At 41.6% G+C, this 23,545-nt stretch carries 22 protein-coding genes and 1 pseudogene; 10 read left to right on the plus strand and 13 right to left on the minus strand.

Going from position 1 to position 23,545, the window contains the following annotated elements:
• Positions 1–88: 88 nt before the first annotated feature.
• Positions 89–901: a class I SAM-dependent methyltransferase gene (locus AC5JL8_RS19505; protein ID WP_495881334.1), complete on the minus strand. Its 813-nt coding sequence runs from the start codon at positions 899–901 to the stop codon at positions 89–91.
• 7 nt (positions 902–908) lie between these two features.
• Positions 909–1,538 carry an HD domain-containing protein gene (locus AC5JL8_RS19510; protein WP_495881335.1) on the minus strand — a complete coding sequence of 210 codons (630 nt, stop codon included), beginning with the start codon at positions 1,536–1,538 and terminating at the stop codon, positions 909–911.
• A gap of 441 nt (positions 1,539–1,979) precedes the next feature.
• On the opposite strand from AC5JL8_RS19510, the gene pruA reads away from it, so the two are divergent.
• Together pruA and AC5JL8_RS19520 are read left to right on the plus strand one after the other, a co-directional pair.
• Complete coding sequence (gene pruA, locus AC5JL8_RS19515; protein WP_495881336.1) at positions 1,980–5,012, plus strand: L-glutamate gamma-semialdehyde dehydrogenase; 3,033 nt, start codon at positions 1,980–1,982, stop codon at positions 5,010–5,012.
• A gap of 74 nt (positions 5,013–5,086) precedes the next feature.
• Complete coding sequence (locus tag AC5JL8_RS19520; protein ID WP_495881679.1) at positions 5,087–5,521, plus strand: GNAT family N-acetyltransferase; 435 nt, start codon at positions 5,087–5,089, stop codon at positions 5,519–5,521.
• Positions 5,522–5,635: 114 nt separating this feature from the next.
• Here the strand turns inward: AC5JL8_RS19520 and AC5JL8_RS19525 are convergent, their stop codons facing one another.
• Positions 5,636–8,233, minus strand: coding sequence for a PAS domain S-box protein (locus AC5JL8_RS19525; protein ID WP_495881337.1), 2,598 nt, complete (start codon positions 8,231–8,233; stop codon positions 5,636–5,638).
• Positions 8,234–8,635: 402 nt separating this feature from the next.
• Between AC5JL8_RS19525 and AC5JL8_RS19530 the strand changes: the two genes are divergently transcribed.
• A complete protein-coding gene (locus tag AC5JL8_RS19530; RefSeq protein ID WP_495881338.1) occupies positions 8,636–9,595 on the plus strand; it encodes a cobalamin-binding protein in 960 nt (319 codons plus the stop codon).
• Positions 9,596–9,713: 118 nt separating this feature from the next.
• On the opposite strand, the gene AC5JL8_RS19535 is transcribed toward AC5JL8_RS19530, so the two are convergent.
• The 4 genes from AC5JL8_RS19535 to AC5JL8_RS19550 form a co-directional block, all read right to left on the minus strand.
• Entirely contained in the window at positions 9,714–10,016 is a 303-nt protein-coding gene (locus AC5JL8_RS19535; RefSeq protein WP_495881339.1) for a protealysin inhibitor emfourin, read from the minus strand.
• Between the two features lie 163 nt (positions 10,017–10,179).
• Entirely contained in the window at positions 10,180–11,265 is a 1,086-nt protein-coding gene (locus tag AC5JL8_RS19540; RefSeq protein WP_495881340.1) for a M4 family metallopeptidase, read from the minus strand.
• A gap of 553 nt (positions 11,266–11,818) precedes the next feature.
• Positions 11,819–12,544: a class I SAM-dependent methyltransferase gene (locus AC5JL8_RS19545; RefSeq protein ID WP_495881680.1), complete on the minus strand. Its 726-nt coding sequence runs from the start codon at positions 12,542–12,544 to the stop codon at positions 11,819–11,821.
• 211 nt (positions 12,545–12,755) lie between these two features.
• Positions 12,756–13,331 carry a Uma2 family endonuclease gene (locus AC5JL8_RS19550; RefSeq protein WP_495881341.1) on the minus strand — a complete coding sequence of 192 codons (576 nt, stop codon included), beginning with the start codon at positions 13,329–13,331 and terminating at the stop codon, positions 12,756–12,758.
• Between the two features lie 6 nt (positions 13,332–13,337).
• On the opposite strand from AC5JL8_RS19550, the gene AC5JL8_RS19555 reads away from it, so the two are divergent.
• Both AC5JL8_RS19555 and AC5JL8_RS19560 read left to right on the plus strand, forming a co-directional pair.
• Positions 13,338–14,417, plus strand: a complete 1,080-nt coding sequence (locus tag AC5JL8_RS19555) for an ABC transporter permease (protein ID WP_495881342.1) — start codon at positions 13,338–13,340, stop codon at positions 14,415–14,417.
• Positions 14,418–14,492: 75 nt separating this feature from the next.
• Complete coding sequence (locus tag AC5JL8_RS19560; RefSeq protein ID WP_495881343.1) at positions 14,493–15,431, plus strand: ABC transporter permease; 939 nt, start codon at positions 14,493–14,495, stop codon at positions 15,429–15,431.
• Here the strand turns inward: AC5JL8_RS19560 and upp are convergent, their stop codons facing one another.
• The 3 genes from upp to AC5JL8_RS19575 form a co-directional block, all read right to left on the minus strand.
• Positions 15,432–16,067 (minus strand): uracil phosphoribosyltransferase, encoded by a 636-nt coding sequence (gene upp, locus AC5JL8_RS19565; RefSeq protein ID WP_495881344.1) that lies wholly within the window; start codon positions 16,065–16,067, stop codon positions 15,432–15,434.
• Positions 16,068–16,208: 141 nt separating this feature from the next.
• Positions 16,209–17,456, minus strand: a complete 1,248-nt coding sequence (locus tag AC5JL8_RS19570) for a URC4/urg3 family protein (protein WP_495881345.1) — start codon at positions 17,454–17,456, stop codon at positions 16,209–16,211.
• Between the two features lie 44 nt (positions 17,457–17,500).
• A complete protein-coding gene (locus tag AC5JL8_RS19575) occupies positions 17,501–18,760 on the minus strand; it encodes a GTP cyclohydrolase II (RefSeq protein ID WP_495881346.1) in 1,260 nt (419 codons plus the stop codon).
• A gap of 290 nt (positions 18,761–19,050) precedes the next feature.
• On the opposite strand from AC5JL8_RS19575, the gene AC5JL8_RS19580 reads away from it, so the two are divergent.
• From AC5JL8_RS19580 to AC5JL8_RS19600, 5 genes and pseudogenes are all read left to right on the plus strand, one after another.
• Positions 19,051–19,521 carry a tetratricopeptide repeat protein gene (locus AC5JL8_RS19580; RefSeq protein ID WP_495881347.1) on the plus strand — a complete coding sequence of 157 codons (471 nt, stop codon included), beginning with the start codon at positions 19,051–19,053 and terminating at the stop codon, positions 19,519–19,521.
• A 33-nt stretch (positions 19,522–19,554) separates the two neighbouring features.
• Complete coding sequence (locus AC5JL8_RS19585; protein WP_495881348.1) at positions 19,555–19,863, plus strand: hypothetical protein; 309 nt, start codon at positions 19,555–19,557, stop codon at positions 19,861–19,863.
• Positions 19,864–19,871: 8 nt separating this feature from the next.
• On the plus strand, positions 19,872–20,159 hold the full coding sequence (locus tag AC5JL8_RS19590; protein ID WP_495881349.1) for an ABC transporter substrate-binding protein: 288 nt from the start codon (positions 19,872–19,874) through the stop codon (positions 20,157–20,159).
• 17 nt (positions 20,160–20,176) lie between these two features.
• Positions 20,177–20,299: pseudogene (locus AC5JL8_RS19595) on the plus strand (ABC transporter substrate-binding protein); the annotation flags it as partial.
• Between the two features lie 90 nt (positions 20,300–20,389).
• Positions 20,390–20,614 (plus strand): hypothetical protein, encoded by a 225-nt coding sequence (locus tag AC5JL8_RS19600; protein WP_495881350.1) that lies wholly within the window; start codon positions 20,390–20,392, stop codon positions 20,612–20,614.
• A gap of 19 nt (positions 20,615–20,633) precedes the next feature.
• On the opposite strand, the gene AC5JL8_RS19605 is transcribed toward AC5JL8_RS19600, so the two are convergent.
• The 3 genes from AC5JL8_RS19605 to AC5JL8_RS19615 all read right to left on the minus strand — a co-directional run bounded on the left by AC5JL8_RS19605 (position 20,634) and on the right by AC5JL8_RS19615 (position 23,486).
• Positions 20,634–21,776, minus strand: coding sequence for a BMP family ABC transporter substrate-binding protein (locus tag AC5JL8_RS19605; protein WP_495881351.1), 1,143 nt, complete (start codon positions 21,774–21,776; stop codon positions 20,634–20,636).
• A 345-nt stretch (positions 21,777–22,121) separates the two neighbouring features.
• Positions 22,122–22,493, minus strand: coding sequence for a TSUP family transporter (locus tag AC5JL8_RS19610; RefSeq protein WP_495881352.1), 372 nt, complete (start codon positions 22,491–22,493; stop codon positions 22,122–22,124).
• A gap of 24 nt (positions 22,494–22,517) precedes the next feature.
• Positions 22,518–23,486: an acetamidase/formamidase family protein gene (locus tag AC5JL8_RS19615; RefSeq protein WP_495881353.1), complete on the minus strand. Its 969-nt coding sequence runs from the start codon at positions 23,484–23,486 to the stop codon at positions 22,518–22,520.
• Positions 23,487–23,545 lie beyond the last annotated feature (59 nt).

Genomic DNA, 23,545 nt, shown 5'->3' on the forward strand with positions numbered 1-23,545 from the left:
TTTCCGCGTTGATGTGACCGCTAGTTTGCAGTTTATCTGTTAACTGGATGTGATATTAAGTGGAGATTAGACCCAGTAGTTTTTGATGCTATTTTTTGCGCCCAGTGACAAAAAAAGTCATATTTTCATACCAAACGCCTTGTTCTGTTACCAGCGACTCAATTTGTTGGCGGTATTCTGCTTTCAAGCCTGCCATGTGTTCTGATGACAATTTTGATAAAGTATTTTCTCTAGGATGAAACCATCCTCCATTCCATTCTCTAGCTTGAGCAAGGCTACGGTAGAAACCTAATTGCTGAGTTTTTACTTCAATATCTTGAAAACCAGCTTCTGCCAACAAATTATGGCACTTTTCGATACTACCTGTTGGTTCATTAATATTAGAGAGCAAAATTCCATGTTTAGCACAAACTGTAATAATGAGGGGTGCTTCACATGAATTTTCAGAACAACAAGAAAATCCTACAACTCCCCCTGGTTTCAGCCAACTATGCCATTTACGTATAGCAGATGGAATATCTTTGAAATAAACGATCGCAGTGGAACACAGAATAACATCAAAACTCTCATCAGGGAAATCTATATAGTCTACATCTGCTTCAATCAATTCAATATTTTGTAAGTTTAATGCCTCCATTTTTTGCTGTGCTTGAGCAAGCATTCCTGAAGAAAAATCTACAGCAATTACCTTGCCAGAATAACCAATAATTTGGGCAGCAGCAATGGCAATGATACCTGTACCAGTTGCTAGATCTAATATAGTTTGTCCTTCTTGTAATTGAATGAGCTTTAGTAACGGGATAGCACGACGAATTGTGTAATCGTTATCGTAGCTAGTTCTGCTGTTAAAGAAACCAATTACTTCTTTCTTGTATTGTTGTTCGTATTCATTATTATCCATAATATTTTCATCGATTAAGAATTTTAATTTCCGCTTTAAGATTAGAACGGGCAGATTGTTCAGCAATCTCAAACATTAAAGGCGTAAAATAGATGCGATCGCGCTGCAAAAATCGCTCTAAAACCTGCCTACGGCCTGTAATATAATCTGCTTCTGTCACCCATGCATATTCTTGGCGAATCGCATTGGCGTATTCCTGATACTGAATTGGGTCAGCAGCTAAAATAGCTAAATCTGCATCAAGTAGGACTTGACTATCAAAATCATCCGCAGCGGCTTGATGATGTTTTGTATTCAAGATTAAACGGGTAACTGTGGCGATATTGTCAAGTGGAATGCCTAAATTACTCAACAAATTAAAAGCATAATCAGCACTTTTTTCTTCGTTATCTTGAGAGCGAGTGTCATAAACTATATCGTGAAACCAAGCAGCAAGTTGTACAGCATTTATTTCTTTAATGTAGGCTTGTAAAGTATCAATTGTGCTGAGAATATGCAGAATGTGTTTTAGTGTGTGGTAGTAACGACCAGGACTAGAATAAGCTGCAACTAGGTCATTAAAAGCGTTATTTGCAACTACTTGGTCAAGTTTAAAAAATTGGAGTGTTTGTTGCCAGCGGCATAACAAGATATCCATGAGGTTATCTTTTTATAAGGTACTACTGCCTAGTTGAGAATTTTATCAATTTGAGGCAGTCCTGCGCTCCGATCCCATGTTTTGTATATCGAACCACTGATAAAGACTGATGGATACATAAAAATAGAACTTACGCAAAATTATGAAAAAACGAACCGCTAAGGACGCAAAGTACACAAAGTTATAAGAGTTTCGGAGAGTTCTTGCGTAAGTCCTGCGCTAATAAGTATTGGTGTTTATCTGTGGTTTTTTTGGTCTATTCGGATTTTTGCAATAAGTCTACTGATTCAGCAATACCCTCTACCATGTCTGTAAGTGGCTTCCTCTAGGGGATTGTGAATTTTAAATTACTAATATATGGTGGCAGCAAAATGAAAGAGTCAGAATAGAACATATAGGCAAATACAAAAAGCCTTATCTGGAATTAGGAGTTTACTATCAGTGGTATTACAAGTAAAAACAAGCACCTACGAAGCTAAAACTCAAGAAATTGCTAAACAAATTCTAGAAGTAACGCAAGAAAATCGTTCATTTTTTGCTTCGCTGCGCGATCAGATGCGCTGGGATGATAAATTGCTAGCTTGGGCGATGAGTAATCCTGGTTTACGGGTGCAACTATTTCGCTTTATCGATACACTACCTGCATTACGCAGTAACTCAGAAATTGCTGCACATTTACAAGAATATCTAGGAGATGAATCTGTAGAATTACCTGCGGCTTTGAAGGGGATGCTAAACTTTGCTAACCCAGATTCAATGCCAGGGCAAGTTGCAGCTAAAACTGTGGCGACAGCAGTTGAGACTCTTGCTCATAAATATATTGCTGGGGAAAATATTCAACAAGTCATTAAAACAGTAGAAAGGCTGCGTAAAGAAAAAATGGCTTTCACCATTGACTTACTTGGTGAGGCAGTAATTACAGAAGCAGAAGCACAATCTTATCTAGAACGCTATCTAGAATTAATGCAACAGTTGGTGGCAGCATCTAAGAATTGGACAACAATTCCGGCTATTGATACAGCAGATGGCGAACAGCTACCAAAAGTCCAGGTTTCTGTGAAATTAACGGCGTTTTATTCGCAATTTGACCCCTTAGATGCTAAGGGTAGTGAAGAGCGAGTTAGCGATCGCATTCGCACTCTTCTACGTCATGCTCAAACAGTAGGGGCAGCTGTACATTTTGATATGGAACAGTATGCCTATAAAGATATAACCTTAAATATCTTAAAAAAACTATTGACCGAAGAAGAATTTAGGCAACGTACAGATATCGGGATCACAATTCAAGCATATCTGCGTGATAGCGAGCAAGATACCAAGGACATAATTTCTTGGTTGAAACAGCGTGGTTATCCTTTAACAATTCGCTTAGTCAAAGGCGCATATTGGGATCAGGAAACAATCAAAGCAGCACAGAAACATTGGCCGCAACCTGTTTACAACGATAAAGCAGCCACCGATGCCAACTTTGAAGCCATAACTCAGTTATTGCTAGAAAATCATCAATATGTATATGCTGCCATTGGTAGCCATAACGTGCGATCGCAAGCACTGGCTATTGCTATAGCTGAAAGCTTAAATGTCCCCCGCCGTCGTTTTGAAATGCAAGTTCTCTACGGTATGGGCGATAAACTAGCGAAGGCGTTGGTGGATAGGGGTTACCGGGTGCGAGTTTACTGTCCCTACGGTGAACTATTGCCGGGAATGGCTTATCTAATTCGTCGTTTGTTAGAAAATACGGCTAATAGTTCTTTTCTAAGGCAAAATTTGGAGAATAGACCGATTGAGGAATTGTTAGCGCCGCCAGTGGTGGATTTTTCTCACGCAGAGGAGGACACTGCGTTGGGCGGGTTCCCCGGCTTTAAGCAAGTGTCCGTCGCGCAGAGACGCACAGAAGAAGGTGGAGGTTTTGTTGGGGCGGCGGATACGGATTATGCGGAGGAGGAAGCAAGACGAAAATCTAATCAAGCTTTTCAAGCTATCCACCAACAATTGGGGAGAACTTATTTACCGCTGATTAATGGTGAGTATGTGAATACCCAGGAAGTGATTGATTCTCTCAATCCTTCTAATTTCAGCCAGGTAATTGGTAAAGTCGGATTGATCAGTGTTGAACAAGCCGAACAAGCAATGCAAGCCGCCAAAGCTGCTTTTCCTGGTTGGCGCAAAACGCCGGTAAGACAACGTGCTGGGGTTTTGCGGAAAGCTGCTGATTTGATGGAACAACGCCGTGCTGAACTTTCAGCTTGGATAGTTTTGGAAGTCGGGAAGCCAGTTAAGGAAGCCGATGCAGAAGTTTCGGAAGCGATAGATTTTTGTCGCTACTATGCTGATGAAATGGAACGGCTAGAACAAGGTGTAAATTACGACGTAGCTGGCGAGACAAATCGTTATATTTACAAGCCGAGGGGAATTGCTGTGGTGATTTCTCCCTGGAATTTTCCTTTAGCGATCGCTTGCGGAATGACTGTTGCTGCCTTAGTTGCGGGAAATTGTACTTTCCTCAAACCTGCGGAAACATCCTCTGTCATTACGGCGAAACTCACGGAAATTTTAGTAGAAGCTGGCATCCCTAAAGGTGTATTTCAATACGTACCGGGTAAGGGTTCCCAAGTTGGTGCTTACTTGGTAAATCATCCTGATACCCATGTGATAGCCTTTACTGGTTCCCAAGAAGTAGGCTGTAGAATTTACGCCGAAGCTTCAACCCTAAAACCCGGTCAAAAGCACATGAAGCGCGTAATTGCCGAAATGGGTGGTAAAAACGCAATCATTGTAGATGAGAGTGCTGACTTAGACCAAGCAGTAATTGGCGTGGTGCAATCAGCATTTGGTTATAGTGGACAAAAATGTTCTGCCGCCTCAAGGGTAATTGTACTGCAACCGATTTATGATACCTTTGTGCAGCGGTTGGTGGAAGCCACAAAATCTCTCAACATTGGAGAGGCAGAGTTACCTAGCACTCAAGTCGGGCCTGTAATTGATGCCAATGCCCGCGATCGCATTCGTGAGTATATTGATAAAGGAAAGGCAGAAGCAAAATTAGCATTGGAGTTACCAGCGCCTGAACAAGGTTATTTTATTGGGCCAGTCATCTTTAGCGAAGTGCCACCAAATGCAATAATTGCCCAACAAGAAATTTTTGGCCCTGTACTGGCGGTAGTTAGAGTAAAAGACTTTCAAGAAGCATTAGCAGTAGCCAACGGTACTAATTACGCTTTAACAGGGGGAATTTACTCTAGGACACCATCCCATATTCAGCAAGCACAAGAAGAATTTGAAGTTGGGAATTTGTACATTAACCGTACAATTACAGGTGCGATCGTTGCCCGTCAACCCTTTGGTGGCTTCAATCTTTCTGGCGTTGGCTCTAAAGCAGGAGGCCCTGATTACCTGCTACAATTCCTAGAACCGCGCACAGTGACAGAAAATATTCAGCGCCAAGGTTTTGCACCAATTGAAGGCGTAGATTAAAGTATACAAGTAGGGTGGGCAATGCCCACCTTAACTGATAACCGCAAAAGCACAAAGAACACAGAGAAATTGTGATTAACAATGTCATCATTAAAATCGTTGACTTTCCTGAAGACTTTGCTGCAATTAAAGCAATTAGAATAACCGTTTTTCAGGAAGAACAAGGCGTCGATCCAGCTTTAGAGTTTGATGGCAAAGATGAAATATCTCAACATCTCATCGCTTATTTAAATCAGCAAGCTGTCGGGACTGCTAGAATTAGGTATTTAGATAATAAAACTGCAAAGCTAGAAAGACTTGCAGTTTTGTCTACCGCTAGGGGAAAGGGGATTGGTCAGCAAATCATGGAAAAAGCACTAGAAATTATAGCCTGCAAAAATATTCAAGAAGTGGTAATTCATTCCCAAGAATATATCAAAGATTTGTATGAAAAATTAGGTTTTGTACAAGAAGGAGAAATATTTATAGAAGCTGATATTTCCCATGTAAGAATGAAGAAAAAATTATAATTTAATATGTTTATAGACAAAAGTTAATTTGTTCATTTTTCCAATGTTTCAAATCATATTAATTATTAATCTTATATAACCATAAAATTTATTAATTTCTACAAAACTGCAAGCCTAATTATCTGTCTCCTCCTCTACCAAATAAGGTTGATCCGGGAGAAACAGAGTAAACCGACTGCCTACTCCTACAGTTGATACCACCGTCACATCGCCACCATGCAAACGTGCTAACTTGCGCGTTAACGCTAAACCTAAACCGGTTCCTTCGTACTGACGATTTAAGCGACTATCAAGTTGTTTAAAAGGTTCAAACAGAAATTGAAAATGATTAGGGTCAATACCAATGCCAGTATCTGCAACTGTAAATGTAATGCCATTGGTTACTTTATTAACTTCTAAAGAGACCTGGCCTGTTGGAGTAAATTTAATTGCATTGGTGAGCAGATTCAGTAGCATTTGCTTGAGCCGTCGCTCATCAGCAATGCAAATATCAGCTTTTGGATCAATTTCGCTGGTGAGTTGCAAGCCCTTTTCTAGAGCTTGATCAGACATCGTTGATATCACATAATTGCATAACTCTGATACCAATAAAGGCAACAGTAACAGTTCTTCTTTACCTGCCTCTACCTTAGACAAATCTAAGATATCGTTGATTAATGCTAGTAGATGTTCGCCACTACTATATACACAACTGATATATTCCTTTTGTTTTTCATTGAGAGAGCCAACCATTTCTTGTTGCAGCAACTGAGATAAACCCATAATCGCATTGAGGGGTGTTCGCAATTCATGGCTCATAGTCGCTAAAAACTCGCTCTTTGCACGACTACCAGCTTCTGCTGCTGCCTGAGATGCGCGCAGTTTCAACTCTGTTTGCTTGCGTTCAGTAATGTCCTCGACAATTGCTAGGAAAAACTCAGGCCTACCGTTACTGTCTGGTATCAATGAAATTGAAAGGTGGGCCCACACTAATCGGCCCTCTTTATGCAGGAACAACTTTTCTGTCTCAATGCGATGTCTATCAGCATGGCGCTTTGCATCTACGCTCGTTTCTGACACAAGTTGTCTGTAAAGCTCTAAATCTCCTGTTGGTTGAGAAATATAATCTGTAAAGTGCTTGCCGCACAGATCTTCGCGGCTGTACCCTAGCATCTGACACAGCGCCGGATTAGCATCCACTATTTGTGCTTTCATGTCTATCAGCCCAATACTGATAGAAGAACATTTAAAAATTGCCCGGAATTGTGCCTCGCTCTTTCTTAGCGCTTCTTCTGCGGCGTTACGTTCGCTTGCTTCTATGGCAAGTGTGACGAAATCTGCTATTGAGCCTGCAAAATTCTCTTCTTCTAATGCCCACTGGCGAATCTCACCAATGTGTTCGTGGGATACTACCCCCAGTAAACGACCCCCGAGCCAAATCGGTGCATTCAACAATGACGTAATGCCTAATACTGAAAGATAAGAATCGGATAATTCTTGGGTTCTTTTGTCATTGATGGCATCATGTGCCGCAATGCTACGTTCTTCTTCCAATGCTTGGAAATAAGCAGGATAATTTGCTTTTAGCAGTGATAAACCGCAGGTATGCTCTTTTGTCTTGGCATTGTATAAATTAATGCATTCAATGGTTGAGCAGTCTTCGTTGTATAACCACACACCTACTCGCTGCACTGATAGTGTTTGAGCAGCAGCTTCTGTGATTTCACGAAATGCTGCATGAAGATTGCCTTGTTGGAATGTTTTACTTCTTGCTAATTGCACCAACGTTTGGCTTTGTTTTCGGCGCGTATGTTCTCTAATTTGCAAAGCCTCTTGGGCCTGCTTGCGTTCTGTAATATCTCTAGCTGCTACCACCTGCATTGTTTGACCCGCATAAGAAATAACTTTACCTTGCAGTTCTACAGGAAAAGTAGAACCATCTTTCCTAACTACAATTACTTCGCAAGCTTTTTCAGACCCGGAAATTATATTTTGTATTATCAAATTTTGCGATTCTAATGTGGTGAAATCAAGACTATTTTTGCCAATTAGTTCTGCAATTTCATAACCAGTCATTTCTGCCAGAATATTATTTGCATCTAATATTATTCCATTATCATGTAGCATGATTCCTTCAAAAGTTGCCTCAGCAAAGCAACGCCAATGGGTTTCGCCCTCAGACAGTTTAGATAAATCTGGAAACTGCCTCTTTTCAACTTTTTTCTGTCTGGCAACAGTGATTTCTTGTTCCCTGCATTGACGTCGTTGTTGTTCAATTACACTGAGCAACCTCCGGCGTAAAAGCTGAGGGATAATCTCACTTCTAATTAAATAGTCCTGTGCGCCGATATTCAGAGCTTGCAAACTGTGAACTTCATCTTCCGCATCAGTGATTACTACAATTGCCACGTTAGGAGTAAGCGATGTCTGACGACAAGCTACTACACGTCTACGCACATGAGAGATAACTTTTAAATGTTTAGCATCCTTCATTAATAAATTCAAGATAAATATATCTATAGATTGAGTTTGTAAAATGTATATAGTCTCTAGAAAATCTTGTGCTTGAATCAGTTCAAACTGGGGCTGGACGTTAGAGTCTTGCATCTCTAAATCAGAGAGTATAGAAGACACAAAGCCAGCATTGTTCCCGAAGCTGGCAACTGCTGTTGTCGTTCCAACTTCTGTGTGATTGTCACAAAACAGCAGAATTTTGATTTGGTCACAAGTCATGCTGGTCACCAATGGGACAGCTTGCTCAAAAGGGCGACAGAAAAAAGCTCCTTGAAATACACCTTCAGCTAAAAAGTATATTCGCTCATCAATGTAAATTAGTATTATATGCAGACTTATAAATTAACTATAAAGACCAGCTTGATAATAACCTCATACTTCAAAAACTGTGGATGAAGCCAACCCTTAAGCTTAAAGCCTTCGGCAGGTGAAAAAAGAAGATTGATTTTATTTTATTTCCTTCCTCTGTGCCCTATATTTTTGTCTCGACTTCTGCAAGCAGCGTAATTTACCGCTTAGTACTGACTGCAAAAACACTTGTGTATTCCCTTAGATAGAGATACTCCTCCTCACAACTTTTGCGACAATTAAACTAAGAGCAGCTGTTGCATAGGTGGAGCCATGGTAGATAGCAGTGTAAGAATTGTATCTCTAATTCCCAGTGGAACGGAGATTTTAGCAGTACTGGGTTTGACTAATGCAATTGTTGGGCGATCGCACGAATGCGACTACCCCCCAGAAATTCAAGATCGTCCTGTTTGTACCGCAGCACGCTTAAACAGCAATGCCTCTAGCAGCGAGATTCACAATGAGGTTAACAAGTTATTGCAATCTGCTCTTAGTATCTATGAAATTAAAACTGATACTTTAGAGCAATTGCAGCCCACCCACATTGTGACGCAAGACCAGTGTGATGTCTGTGCAGTCAGCTTGCAAGAAGTAGAAAAAGCAGTTGCCAATCTTATCCACAGTTCGCCCCAAATTATTTCTTTACAACCCAATATTCTCCAAGATGTTTGGACTGATATCGAGCGAGTGGGCAACATCTTTGGAGTAGACTCAGCAAAAGTTCTAGAAAACTTAGAAGCTCGTGTCAAAATCTGTCAGCAAAAAATTCAAGGGCTTTCTTTAACAGAACTACCAACTGTTGCCTGTATTGAGTGGACTGATCCTTTGATGGGAGCCGGTAATTGGATTCCTGAATTAGTCAACTTAGCAGGTGGACAAACACTGTTTAGCACCGCAGGGGAGCCATCTGCTTCTTTGCCGTGGGAAACACTAGTAGCGAGCGATCCCGATATTATGATTTTGATGCCTTGCGGTTGGGATTTACATCGTACTCGCCAAGAAGCACAGTTATTAACTCAACGTTCAGAGTGGACAAAACTCAATGCTGCCAAAAGTGGTAAAGTCTACATTACTGATGGTAATTCTTACTTCAACCGTCCAGGGCCACGATTAGTAGATTCCCTAGAAATTTTGGCAGAAATGTTACATCCCGAAATTTTTGATTATGGCTATAAAGGCACAGCTTGGGAATCTTTATCGGCTGATGGAGCGATGGCTTTACCGATTACTTAGTACCGTTACGCAAAATTCAAAATACCTTAGAGTTACTGCTTCTACTCCAAAGAGGCGATCGCATAGCTTGCTTCTTTGGAATTCTAAGGTTGGCGCGTATTCAATGAAAACTCTCTCATCAAGTTGAGCGATGTGATACCTGATTCAGCCATTCAATTAAGGGTCTTAAGGTTCCCGGTAATGCGGCCTCACTCACCGTCACTGTATGTTGCTTTCCCTGGTCTTCCACTGTCAACTTATATTGAAAGCGATCGTACTGAGGGTTAGGGGAAGTAATTTTTTCAGGTAACTTAAATAAATCAGCAGCTTCTACCAGTCGGGGTAGTTCGTTTGCTTCGTTTGGTGGCAAAGTAGCTGTATCAACGGTTGTTTTCTTACTAATTCCAGCAAAGCCGCCCGTCCGTTCAAACGAGATCCGCATTTTTTGCTCTCCGTTGTGCTGTCTAGGGGGAGAAATAAAAAGACTGGGAGATTGTACCTATCATCTTCCAGTTTAACAATAAAGGACAACACAGTGTAAATTCTGAATGATGAATGATGAATTATAAAACTTTTACTCATCTATCATTCATCATTCACTATACTCATACCATAAGTACTCCTACCTTTTGCCAGGCGTTCTGTACAGCTTTCTGTTCTTTACTACCACTACCGTAGAGTTCTCCAGCCACTTTAATGGTTGTGTCGGCAGCTTTTTTAAAATCAGATTTAGCCCGCAGGCGATCGCGTAAACTTATATACCATATCTTGCCAGCTTTTTCCCAAGCATAGCCGCCAATCTCCACTGCTGTTAAATAAAAGGCATAGTTGGGGATTCCTGAGTTGATATGTACTCCACCGTTATCTTCAACACCATTATATTTATCTTTTACATGGGCTGGCTGGGGATCTTTACCAAGTACAGGGTCATCATATGCAGTTCCCGGTGCTTTCATAGAGCGAATACCAACACCTTTGACAGCCGGAGCCAAAAGACCCTCCCCAATGATCCAATCTGCCTCTTGTGCTGTTTGATTTTTGACCTTTTGTTTTACCAAAACACCAAAAACATCAGAAAACGATTCATTTAGCGCGCCTGGCTCGCCGTAATACTGTAATCCTGCTTCATACTGAGTTACACCATGAGTTAGCTCATGTGCAATCACATCAATTGACTTAGTGAAGCGTTGGAATAATTCTCCGTCACCATCACCATAAACCATCTGGTCGCCATTCCAGAAAGCATTGTCGTATTTGATACCATAATGTACGGTAGAGTCTAAACGCAGTCCTTTATCATCAATAGAATTGCGATCAAATATGTGATGAAATAGGTCATAAGTAGCGCCAGCAGCATCATAAGCTTCATTAACTGCTTCATCACTGCTTGGCGGATCACCCTCACCACGTACCAGTGTACCTGGCAGGTATTCAGAATTTTTAGCATCGTAGATAGTACGGCGCTTTACACCTGGAGATGGCGCAAACGAAACAGTACCTACTACATTCCGTCTTCCACGCAGCTGTGCCGAAACATTTAATGTATGAAAAGCCCAGCGACGCTGCTCAGGGTTGCCATTCACGGCGACGGTTTCTAGTATATGTGGTGGGATAATACAACATATAGGGCATCTAGAGTAAACTGGATGTTCACACTTAAATCCAGTTGATTTCTTCTTATTTCGAGCCATCCAAAATATTCTCCTTCGTAAACTAAGTGATGGCAGACAGTGGAGTTACACCCACTTTTTAAAGGAGCAGAAAAATTAACGCAAGTGGCGTGTCCCGATTTTGCCTGGTTTAAAAAACTTTCTACTCTATATTTACGGACGGGTCTGTTGAGAGAGGACAGTAGCCTCATCGTAATTAGTAATTATTAATTCTTAATTCGTAATTAAAGACGAATACGGTTCAGTTAGTGGTATTTGGTTCGGGAAGATTCCCCAGCCCTCCTTTTCTAAGGGGGGGCTTAATTTCCTCGTAATTAAGAATTACAAATTACGACTTATGAATTTTTAAAGGGTATTGTGATATTGGCATATCAAATAGAAACACAAGACAAATTGTGATTCCGCAAATTTCGCCCGAAATCTTTGTCTCATTTAGCAAAACCTCCTTCACAGGCCCAATGGGTTTCTATAATAGGTCTTGCCAAGGATAAATGTGTAATTTATTACTGATTTGTTACTAGAAACTTAAATATCTTCGAGTTGATATGGAGCTTTTTGAGTTAAAAACTAAAATTTAAAATCTGCACAGCCAGCCACCAAAAACCGCCAATCCGTAATATTTCCAAGGTACTGCTACTGTGACAAAACCAGCTTTTGTTAGCATTTGTATATGTGTATCCAAGGAAGCTAACTGGTCTTGGCTGGAGTAACCTTGCGTCACACTTGTACCAACCTTAGCACGTACTTCTGCCAGTGTTTTTCCTTGTTGCGCTGCCCAGTCCTCTCGCGCCGCTTTATATACCTCTGCTAAGACAGGTGATTCTGGTAGTATAGGGTCAGCATTCCAAAAACAGCCACTAGAAATGAGGCTGGCGGCAATTTGTTGAAATAGCTTAAATTTCATCTCATCATTGAGATGGTGAATTGCTAAGGACGATACACAGGCATCAAATTCGCTACCTATATTTAATTTCTCTGGATTATCTGCCCAGTCGCCAAAATCTGCTTCCACACCACTCCACCGATTTTGATATCCAGCTGCTGTGATCTTAGCTTGGGCAAATTGCAGCATTCGGGGCGAGTAATCTAGGGCTACTACTTCAGCATCTGGACAACGGTTGAGTATTTTTAGACTGACTTCACCCGTACCACAGCCTAATTCTAAGATGCGGCGACTTGTGGAAGGTAAACAACGAGTAATTACCTCCAGCATCTCATCGTATCGCGGTAATAGCTGGCGAATTCCTGCATCAAAATCAGCAGTGTTGGCAAATACCTCACCGGGAAATATTTTTTGCATATTGCTAGCATCAGGTTTGGCATCCATTCATCAATCTTAAAGCATCTGATGAAGAACGATATATTGATATTGGTCTTTTTGTACGAGGGCGGTTAATTAAATATTCGCATTATCAGTTGCCGCCAAGCCACAAAAGCAGAATGAAAGATTATTGCGATCGCATTAGCCTTGTTGCATTCTTATTTACGTCTTTGCACGATCAAATATCTCCCTAAACTCCCTTTTCAAAATTCACATTTTCATAAATTAAATCAATCGCACAGCTAAAACCGATGCTTTCTATAGTAATAGAATCTCCAATTGCGTATGGATAATACAGCCACATCCTACCTTCACCACGACGGTAAGATTCAACTGCAATTTTTTCTGATTCAATCAGAATGTATTCTTGCAAATTAGGAATAGTCCGATAAAATGCAAATTTTTCTCCCCTATCTTTAGCTTCCGTACCTAGAGACAAAACTTCAATAATTAGTTTTGGAAATTGAATAAATTTCCGAGCATTTAAATCTCGTGCATCGCAGCTAACTACCACATCAGGGTAGTAGTATGGGCTTTCAAGACTTACTTGCAATTTGACATCTGCAACATTAATTCGACAACCTCTAGAACGCAGATGGGGATACAATGCTCTGTAGAAATTCAGGACAATATCATTGTGGGGAATTGTACCGCCAGTCATGGCAAAGACTTCGCCGTTCACGTATTCGTAGCGACAGTCTTGTAATGGTTCCCAATCGAGGTATTGCTCGATACTCATTTTTTGAGGTTGAGGATTGGCAATCATCGCATCATGACTACAACAAATTATCTTAAACTTCTGCTACCAATCCTATCACCGCTAATTGCGTTGGCGCAGCCCGTCGTAGGCATCGCCTCCGCCCTGATCGTTGGCGCAATCCTTATCCTACTTGCTGGGGCTAATCCCATCGCTGCATACACGGCTTTATTTCAAGAATCCCTCTCTACTTACTTTGGGTTTGGTAACACCCTTACCAAGATGACACCGCTATTGTTCACTAGTTTAGGGGTGTTGGTGGCGTTGCGTGGCAGACAATTTAATATCGGTGGGGAAGGACAAATTTACCTTGGTGCTTTGGGAAGTAGTTTAATTGGGTTGTACGTGCAAGGATTACCTGCTGTAGTTCATATTCCCTTAGCGTTGTTAGTCGGATTTCTTTTTGGTGCAATTTGGGGTTGGATTCCCGGTTATCTTAAAGCAATGCGGGGGGTGAATGAGGTAATTACGACGTTGTTGTTGAACTATATCGCAGTCAATTTAGTTAGCTACCTAGTACAAAATCCTTTGAAAGCACCAGCTGCGCCTAGCCCTTATTCGCCATTAATTGCCAAATCTGCTCAGTTGCCGATTATTTTACCGCAGAGTCTTGCCCATGCGGGGATTTTGCTGGGGTTAATTGCGGCAGGGATTTTATGGGTGTTGTTAGCGCGATCGCCTCTAGGTTACCAAATTACGGCAGTAGGATTTAACCCGATTGCCGCCCGTTACGCCAAAATTTCTGTAGAACGTACCATTATCCTAGTAATGAGTTTAGCAGGTGGTTTAGCTGGGTTGGCTGGTGCTTGTGAGGTAATGGGGTTGAAATATCGGCTATTTGAACAAGTTTCACCGGGTTATGGGTTTGATGCGATCGCGATCGCCTTTTTAAGTCGTGGTAGTGTTTTGGGTGTGGTACTCGCTTCTGTATTTTTTGCCGCGCTTCGTAGTGGTGCGAATGTGATGCAGCGTAGTGCAGGTGTTCCAGTAACCGTAGTTTACGCAATTCAGGGTTTAACGGTGTTGTTTATTGCTATCAGTTTGGCGGTGGAAAGACAGATAAGAGTAAAAACGCAAAGGAGCGCGGAGGTTTAACGCAGAGGTTCGCAAAGACTTCTCTGCGTTCCTCTGCGCTTTCCTTGGTGAACCTCTGCGTTTCAAAATAACTCTATGAATAATCTCAATTTTTTCTCTGATTACCTCGTAGCTACTTTACGTCTAGCTGTACCCTTGGGATTTGCTGCACTAGGCGGATTGTACTCGGAACGTTCGGGGGTGCTGAATATCGCCCTTGAAGGTATGTTGCTCACTGGTGCTTTTACTAGTGCTGCTGCCACCTTTTACACTGGCAATCCCTGGCTTGGTATCCTTGCTGCCTTAATTGCTGGGGGATTGGTAGGGTTACTCCATGCTTTTTTGTGCGTGTCTTTGTGCGTTGATCAATTGGTGTCCGGGTTAGCAATTAATCTTGTTGCAGCTGGGTTAACATCATTTTTAGCCCGGTTGGTATTTAGCGGTAGCAGTACACAGCAATTACCCAGTATTGGGACAATTATCGCTCCCGGTTTTGCCAATATTCCCCTGATTGGGCCGTTGTTATTCCAGCAAGATATTTTTGTATATTTGCTTTTTATTTTAATAATTTTTACTACATACATTTTATTTCAAACCAGTTTTGGCCTAACTTTGCGGGCTGTAGGTGAATCTCCCAAAGCCGCTGATACAGCAGGAATTTCGGTGCTAAGGGTACGTTACATTGCGGTGATAATTAGTGGTTGTCTTGCGAGTTTGGGGGGTGCTTATTTAACTTTGGTACAGGTAAGGTTTTTTGCCGAGGGGATGAGTGCTGGTAAGGGATTTATTGCGATCGCAGCATTAATTTTTGGCAGATGGCATCCTGTAGGTAGTGCTTTGGCTTGTTTGCTGTTTGGTGCTACGGAAGCTTTACAACTACGAATTCAGGCATTAGGTGCAAATATCCCTTACCAATTTCTGATCATGCTACCCTATGCGATCGCTTTGCTAGCATTAGTAGGATTAGCTGGGAAATCTACACCGCCCAAAGCTTTAGGCACTCCCTACTTCGGAGAAAATCGCCACTCAGACTAATTATTTTGTGCCAAACAAGCGATCGCCTGCATCTCCTAACCCTGGAATAATATAGCCATGTTCATCCAGATAGTCATCAATAGCAGCTGTATATATGGGCACATCAGGATGTACTTCGCAAAAATGCTTGATCCCTTCTGGTGCAGCGAGTAAACAGACAAATTTAATTGACAAGGGATTAGTTGATTTCAATCTTTCCACGGCTGCAACCGCAGTATTACCAGTGGCTAACATCGGATCTACAACAAGCATATCTCGCTGCTCCACATCATGGGGAACCTTAAAATAATACTCAATAGGAATCAGGGTTTTTGGGTCGCGGTATAAACCAATATGCCCTACCCTTGCTGATGGGATCAACTCCAACATCCCATCTAAAATTCCCTGTCCCGCCCGCATCACAGAAACTAACACCAGCTTTTTATCAGGCGCAAGTAAGGGTGCATTCATTGAGGCTAGTGGTGTTTGAATCTCTTCATATTTCAGCGGTAAATCCCGCGTTACTTCATAAGCCAACAACAAACTAATTTCTTTGACGAGGTTACGAAATTTCGTTGTGCTGGTTTCAACTTTACGCATCAGCGTTAGTTTGTGCTGAATTAATGGATGTTCGATTAATGTTACTTGATTTTCCATATTAGTTATGAGGATTAGGGATTGGGAATTGGGAGAAGAGGAAAAGGAGCAGGGAGCAGGGGCATGGGAGAGAGTTTTTCTCCCTTGTCCCCTTTTCCCCTTGTCCCCTTTTCCCCTTGTCCCCCAGTCCCCAGTCCCCACTCAAAATACCGTGCCATCACTTTCTATTTGTATGGGGGGTGTACCACCCGTTCTGAGTTCAGCGGCAATTTTACGCCCAGCTGTCCAGGTTCCTCCTTGGAGGATTTTCACTAATGGTAGTTCCTCGGTACTCATACTCAATTTTTCGCGGACTGTAGCAGCAATTCTATCCAACAGAATCACAGTCAAAGCGCGCCATTCAACTATAACTTCTGATGCGACTGAGTGAGATGAGCTTAAAATATCTGAGTTTTTAGCACTGATGAGTCCCAAATCAAGACATAATCCCCCATTGCGATATTCTGGTAATCCAGTGAGGTTATCTAAACCAGTGATTGTTAAACCAAGTTCTTGTAGTGGTTCTAATAAAGAATATGTTAACCACTGAGACAGTTTGTGAAAAGGTACTAAACCATCATCGTCAATAGCTGGGTGAAACCACACATCACCCAAATTCACCCCAGCCACCTCTAATCTGCCGGGCCAAATGTTACTTAGTCCTTCCAGCACTGCACTTAACACCATTGCAGCTGCTAACTGCCCATTTTCTGACTTACTCAACAGATAATTTACTAAATTCCCTGGACGGGGATTTTCTTCTCCAAACAGATGAGGTGAAGAAAGTAGGACTTGTCCTAACTTTTGTAATAATTGCAACCGTCCAGAAACTCCTACTAAGGGATTTTCTGTTTTTACCTGGAATCCAGTTGCTAGTTCTGCTTCAGTTAATATTTGCAATTTTAGAGCATCAGCTTGCAGCAAACCATTACTCGCAAAAGCCCCTTGACAAAACATCTGGAAACTAGCAACGGCCAATCCTTCGGAACGTCCCAACCTTAACCCAGTCTCCTGCTCATCATAATGCCAGCGATCGCCTGCACCTGCATCCAACAACACACTGACAATTGCCAAATCAAACTTAGCAGCAGCTTTCTGTAAGCGAGTTAGCCCCCTTAACTGAGTATCCAACTTAACTAATCGCGGCACACCCCCAGCCTCAAAATGCCGCCAACGGCTATGAAATGGAATTTGCAAATCCGGGTATTCCTCCCGCATCACCTCAATCACATAATCCGCGACTCTTCCCAACTGCGTTAAATCGCAAACAAAATGATTTGATTTTCCCTCACACACCCATGCAAACAACTGTCCACAACGTTCCCGAATCGCCTCTGGGGAACGAAGATAAGCAATTAAAATCCCCTGTTCTCTGTGCGTCCTTTGCGCCTCTGCGGTTCCTTTCTCCACCAATCACCTACCCCACTGCCGATACACCCCAAAAGGATGAAGTTTTATCCTTCTAAAGAACGCCCCTTCACCTCAGCCAAACTATCAACATCTAACACATCTCCAGTGGTATAATAACCAGCCGCTTTCTTCGCCTCAATTTCTACCCGCGCATCTTGGGGAATTAAATCTTCAGGTATTGGTATCCGTTCGACAATTTCAATCCCCGCTTGGGTAATGGCGTTGAACTTCATATTACTCATCGACACCATGCGGTCAATGCGGGTAATACCCAACCAATGCAGCACATCCGGCATTAGTTCTTGAAAGCGCATATCTGGAACTCCCGCCACACATTCTGTACGGGCAAAGTAGGCATCAGCGCGATCGCCTCCTTCTTGACGCTTGCGAGCATTGTAAACTAGAAATTTCGTCACCTCTCCTAAAGCACGACCTTCCTTACGACAGTAGACAATGACACCAACGCCTCCTTCCTGTGCAGTTTGCACACATACTTCAATGCCATGTACAAGATAGGGGCGACAGGTGCAGATATCTGAACCAAAGACATCGGAACCGTTACATTCATCATGTACCCGCACAGCTAGAGGTTTGTTAGGATCGGCGATCGCGGCGATATCACCGACAATATACACCGTCACACCCCCAATCGGTGGTAAAAAGACTTCCAAATCCGAACGTGTCACTAGTTCTGGGAACATTCCCCCGGTTTGCTCAAATAAAGCCCGACGTAAATCTGCTTCTGTAATCCCAAAGCGTTTGGCAATTCCTGGTAAATACCAAACCGGCTCAATTGCAGCCTTAGTGACAACCAAATCACCACCGAGTTTCATAATCTTGCCATCAATTTGCAAGCGCCCTTTGTCTACTGCCTCTTGCAGTTCCGGCATATTAATATGAGCCTGAGTTATGGCGATCGTTGGACGGATATCATAGCCCTGTGCGTAATAAGATGCGAACACCTCACTAGCCACCGCCCCAAAAGGATCAAGGGAAACTATTTTATCAGGGTCTGCCCAACTCGGATACGGGCCAATATGCGCTACCGGGGATGTGTTGGTCAAATCTGCCCGATGATCCGACTGTAAAGCACCGCTAGCTACTGCTAATGCACGATACACTGCATAGCTACCAGAATGAGTACCAATTACATTGCGGTGTGCCTGCTTTGTCAAAGTGGCAATAACTGGGCCACGTTGCATAGCATCCGCTGCTCCCCAATGAATGGGGATTGGTTTAGGCCCAAAGCTACTAGGATGAGATGTTAGAACGATATGCCTGGAAACACTATCGGGTCTTGGCATAGTCAATTTGTTTTTTTGTAATGTTTTTATCAACAATTAGCCAATAGGAGCTTGTCAAGCACCTTAAGTTAGTTTTTATCTTTAAAATTTTTATGTCCTAATGACTAATTTTATATGAATCCATATATTTAATTCAGTACTAATAGTATTACTGAATACAACAAAAATAACACAACAATTGTCAAATTTGCAATTGCAATGAAAGAATTTTAAAGATGACTTTAAAAATGACTAAGTAGAGAATTTTGTGCGAAAGTTGATATAAAGATACAATTACTTAGATCAGATTCATGGATTCTTTATCTATCAATTCCTTACTTAAAGATTTGAAAAACTCCGATGTCACAGTCCGCGAACAGGCAACTAAGAAAATCTGGCGCATCTGGTTTCAGCAGAAAGGAATTTATGGACTGGAGAAGATTGACCACAGCCAGAAGTTACTAGATGCTGGGGAAATTACTGAAGCCGAAACAGTACTGACAAGACTAATCAACGAACAACCAGATTTTGCTGAAGCCTGGAATCGTCGCGCTTTTCTTTACTACAGTATCAGCGATTACAAAAAGTCCTTGGCAGACTGTAAGATGGTTGTTCATCTCAACCCTGTGCATTTTGGCGCACTCCACGGCATGGGTTTATGTTATGCAGCATTGGGTGAGTATGGTGAAGCGATCAAAGCTTTTAAACGCGCTTTAGCAATTCAACCTTATTCCTTGGTGAACCAAAAGCTGATTCTAGAATGTACATTCAGAATCAGCTAAAACACCAATGTCAAAAAAGCATGATCTTGTTCCATGAATCCATCTCCATCCTCATCAACAGCAATTCATCGCCTTAGCCGTCGTCAATTATTTCAATACAGTTCGATTTGTATAGGCAGCAGCATCATTGGCGCTTGTGCTAATAGCAACCAAAAGCCAACCACTAGTTCAGGATTAGATAAAGTCACCTTTGGCACAAATTGGATAGCACAGGCAGAACATGGCGGATTTTACCAGGCTATAGCGGCAGGAATCTATAACGAGTATGGTCTTGATGTCAGTATCAAGATTGGTGGGTCTCAAGTCCCCAACGGTACTCAGTTGTTGATGGGGGTGCGGTAGATTTTTTCATGGGTTATGGCGTTGATGCCATAAACGCGATCGCTCAAGGAATTCCGAAAATCACTGTAGCGGCAATCTTCCAAAAAGACCCCCAGTGTATTATTGCCCATCCCAACAAAGCAATTAAAACCCTTGCCGACCTGAAAGGCAAACCAATTTATATCTCAACTGCTGCCAATGTTACTTATTGGCCTGTTCTCAAAGCTAAGTATGGTTTTACCGATGAGCAAAAACACCCTTATAACTTTAATCCTGCTCCCTTTCTTGCCGACAATCAGCCCAGCAAGGCTATGTAACATCGGAACCCTTCGCAATTGAAAAGCAGGGTGGGTTTAAGCCAGTAGTTTTTTTACTAGCAGATTATGGTTATGAAACATACGCAACTACTATTGAGACAAAAAAAGAACTGATAGAAAAAAGCCCAGATTTAGTACAAAGATTTGTTGATGTTTCAATTAAAGGTTGGTACAATTACTTAGAAAATCCCCAGCCGGCTAATCAATTAATTAAAAAAGAAAATCCCGAAATGACAGATGAACAGCTAGCCTATAGCATTCCTAAACTCGAAGAATATGGAATTGTCATTTCTGGTGCAGCAGAAAAACAAGGCATTAGGGCAATGACTGAGGAACGTTGGCGATCGCTATTCGACAGCATGGTGAATACCGGAATTTCTCAGCCCAATGTTAACTATAAAGATGCTTTTACCTTGCAATTTGTCAATAAAGGAGCAGGGTATTATCAAAATTAAAGTATTGATAAAGGACATCCTAAAATTTATTCTTGGGGATTGAGCCTTCAATTCCTTCAACATACCAATCCATCGCCAATTGTCCCTTATCATCAAGCACTTTACCCTTTGGTACGCGCACTACGCCTTTTTGGTCTTTCATCGGGCCAGCAAAAGGATGGGCAACACCTTGAATAAACTCTTCACGCTTGGCGATTACTAATTGCTGAACATCAGCGGGAATTGTCTGATTCATCGGGGAAATATCTACTATCCCTTGAGCAATACCATACCAAACTTCTTTAGACTTCCATGTGCCATTTATGACAGATAAAGCTGTATCTGTATAGAATTTGCCCCATTTATTAATTGCTGATGTGAGGTGTGCTTTTGCACCAAACTTACTCATATCAGTATTGTAGCCAAAAGCATAAATACCTTTCTCCTCTGCTAGTTGAACAACAGCAGCAGAGTCAGTATGTTGCGTCAATACATCCGCACCTAAATTTACCAAAGCTTGCGCTGCTTCTCTTTCTTTAGCTGGATCGTACCAATTCTGTACCCAAAGTGCCTTGACTTTTGCTTGGGGATTTGTTAATCGCAGTCCTTGGGTGAATGCACCTATTCCCCGTATAACTTCAGGAATTGGATATGCCCCAACAAAACCAATAACATTTGATTTTGTCATTTTGCCAGCAATCATACCAGTTAAGTATCGCGGTTCTTCTAAGCGACCCAAATAAGTGCCGACATTAGCAGCACGTTTATATCCTGTGCAGTGTTCAAATATGATATTAGGAAAATCCTTGGCTACCTTAATTGTTGGATTCATATAGCCAAAGGATGTCGTACAAATTAGTTTGTTCGCTTCTAACGCGAGTTGGCGAATTACCTTCTCCGCATCAGCACCTTCTTTGACATTCTCAATAAAAGTAGTTTTTACCTGATCTTGAAGATTGGCTTCCATTTCTCTACGACCTAAATCATGGGCGTAAGTCCAACCAAAATCACCCACAGGTTCCATATACACAAATCCAACCTTCAGAGGTTCATTTTCCACTACAGACGACACTGAAGGAGAAGCCTCACTTTGTACGTTGGAATTTTTACCCTGAATACAACTAGCCAAGGCAAAACTAGATCCTGCTAAAGTCGCATACTTTAGAAAATTCCGACGATCCATTTTTATCGATTTGAGTTACCTGCTGAAGAATGTTTGTCTAATTGCTAGTAGCGGCAGACACAGTTGAGCATTATCTATTAGCTTAATTTTAGCTTTTTATTTTTATCGTCAACTCACTTAAAAAATAACTGTAAAAATGGTTAATATTATACAAAACCACGAAATTCTTTACTCAAATGTATATTTAAACTTAGATTTTTGATGAAACTATAATCAAAAATTGATGAAGTGTCATCGGTAAGCAAGGATAGGGAAGAATTTATGAAAAGATTCTCAACAGCAGGAATCTACGCAATAGCTTGGTGAGAATCTAGTAATAATATTGGTAAAACTCAACTAAAATATTCAGTTGTTAATTAAATAGCGAGCGCCTAAGAGTAATAAAAAGATTCCATACAGCTTCTTCATTATCTCGTTACTAATAAATGGCTGATTGGCAAACAATGCCCCAAATAGATTGCCAACTACTAGACCAAGCGCAATAATTACAGCGTATTTGATATTGAGATTCCCATTGCGATAGTAAACTGCTGCTCCTAAAATCCCGATTGGTAAGATTTGTGCAGCAATGGAAGTGCCTGTAGCAAATTTCTGCTCCAATCCCATTATTAAAACCATCGCTGGAACCATAATTGCTCCCCCACCGATGCCAAACATACCTCCAGCAACTCCAGCAACTAAACCAATTAGCAATAGTTGGATGAGAATATTAGACATAAAAAATGAACGCTAAATTGCAACCTATAAATTGATTGTATTAGAGAAGATAGATTTAGGGAGCATTCCATGTACACCTTTATGTGGGCTATTCACAACTTGAGTGATGCGAAAATTTACTGCTAAACTACACAATACATATGCATCTTCTGGCGATAAAAAGATAAATCTTTCCAGAAAATTAATCATGTTTTTTAAAGCTACTTCTAAGGCTTCATCTAAAGTTTGACCAAAGCCCATTGTGATGATATCAGTAGGAGTTTCAGCAATTGGTGTTGTCAGATGCAAATCTTTACGCAGGTTGAGTTTGATAGTCCCGTTCATTGAAGTTTCAATGGCGGTGACATTGACTTCGCCATCTCCTTGTGCTGCATGTCCATCACCAATAGAAAATAATGCACCAGGGACAAAAATAGGCAGAAATATCCGAGAACCTGATTGGAGTTCACGGTTATCGATATTACCACCATAAGAACCAGGTGGAATCGAAGTGCGAGACGTTTCTGGAGTGGCGACACCAAGGATACCAAAAAATGGTTTGAGGGGAATTTTGATGCCAGTACCCGCCGGAAATTCTGCAATGTTGTTTTCTAAATCGAGGGGAATGAATCTTAAGGCAGGTTGCTGAAACTGCTGTGGTAAGGCTCCCCAGCCTGTACGAATTGCATTGAAGCCAACTGGGAGACTTGGTGCGATCGCCTCTAATTTTACTTCCAAAACATCGCCTGGTTCTGCACCTCTTACATAAATTGGCCCTGTCAGTAAATGTGGGCCTCCAGCAATTTTGCGTTCTGGTGCTAGATTTTGGCAGATATCAAGAAATTCGCTAGTAAGAAACTTGGGTGGTGCTTTGTCGTAGACATAGTAACCAGTGTAAGTTTCCACCTCAATCGTATCGCCCGAATCAATAGTCAGTGCAGGTTCTAGCAAATACGAAAAACCACCAAGATGAACTGTTTCTCTGGTTGCTTTTAAAATGTGATGATTATTCATACCATCATTTTTATTCAGTATTATTGCTTAAAGTAATGTATTTAATTATTGCAAAACAT

The sequence above is a fragment of the Mojavia sp. genome (genome assembly GCF_059505145.1).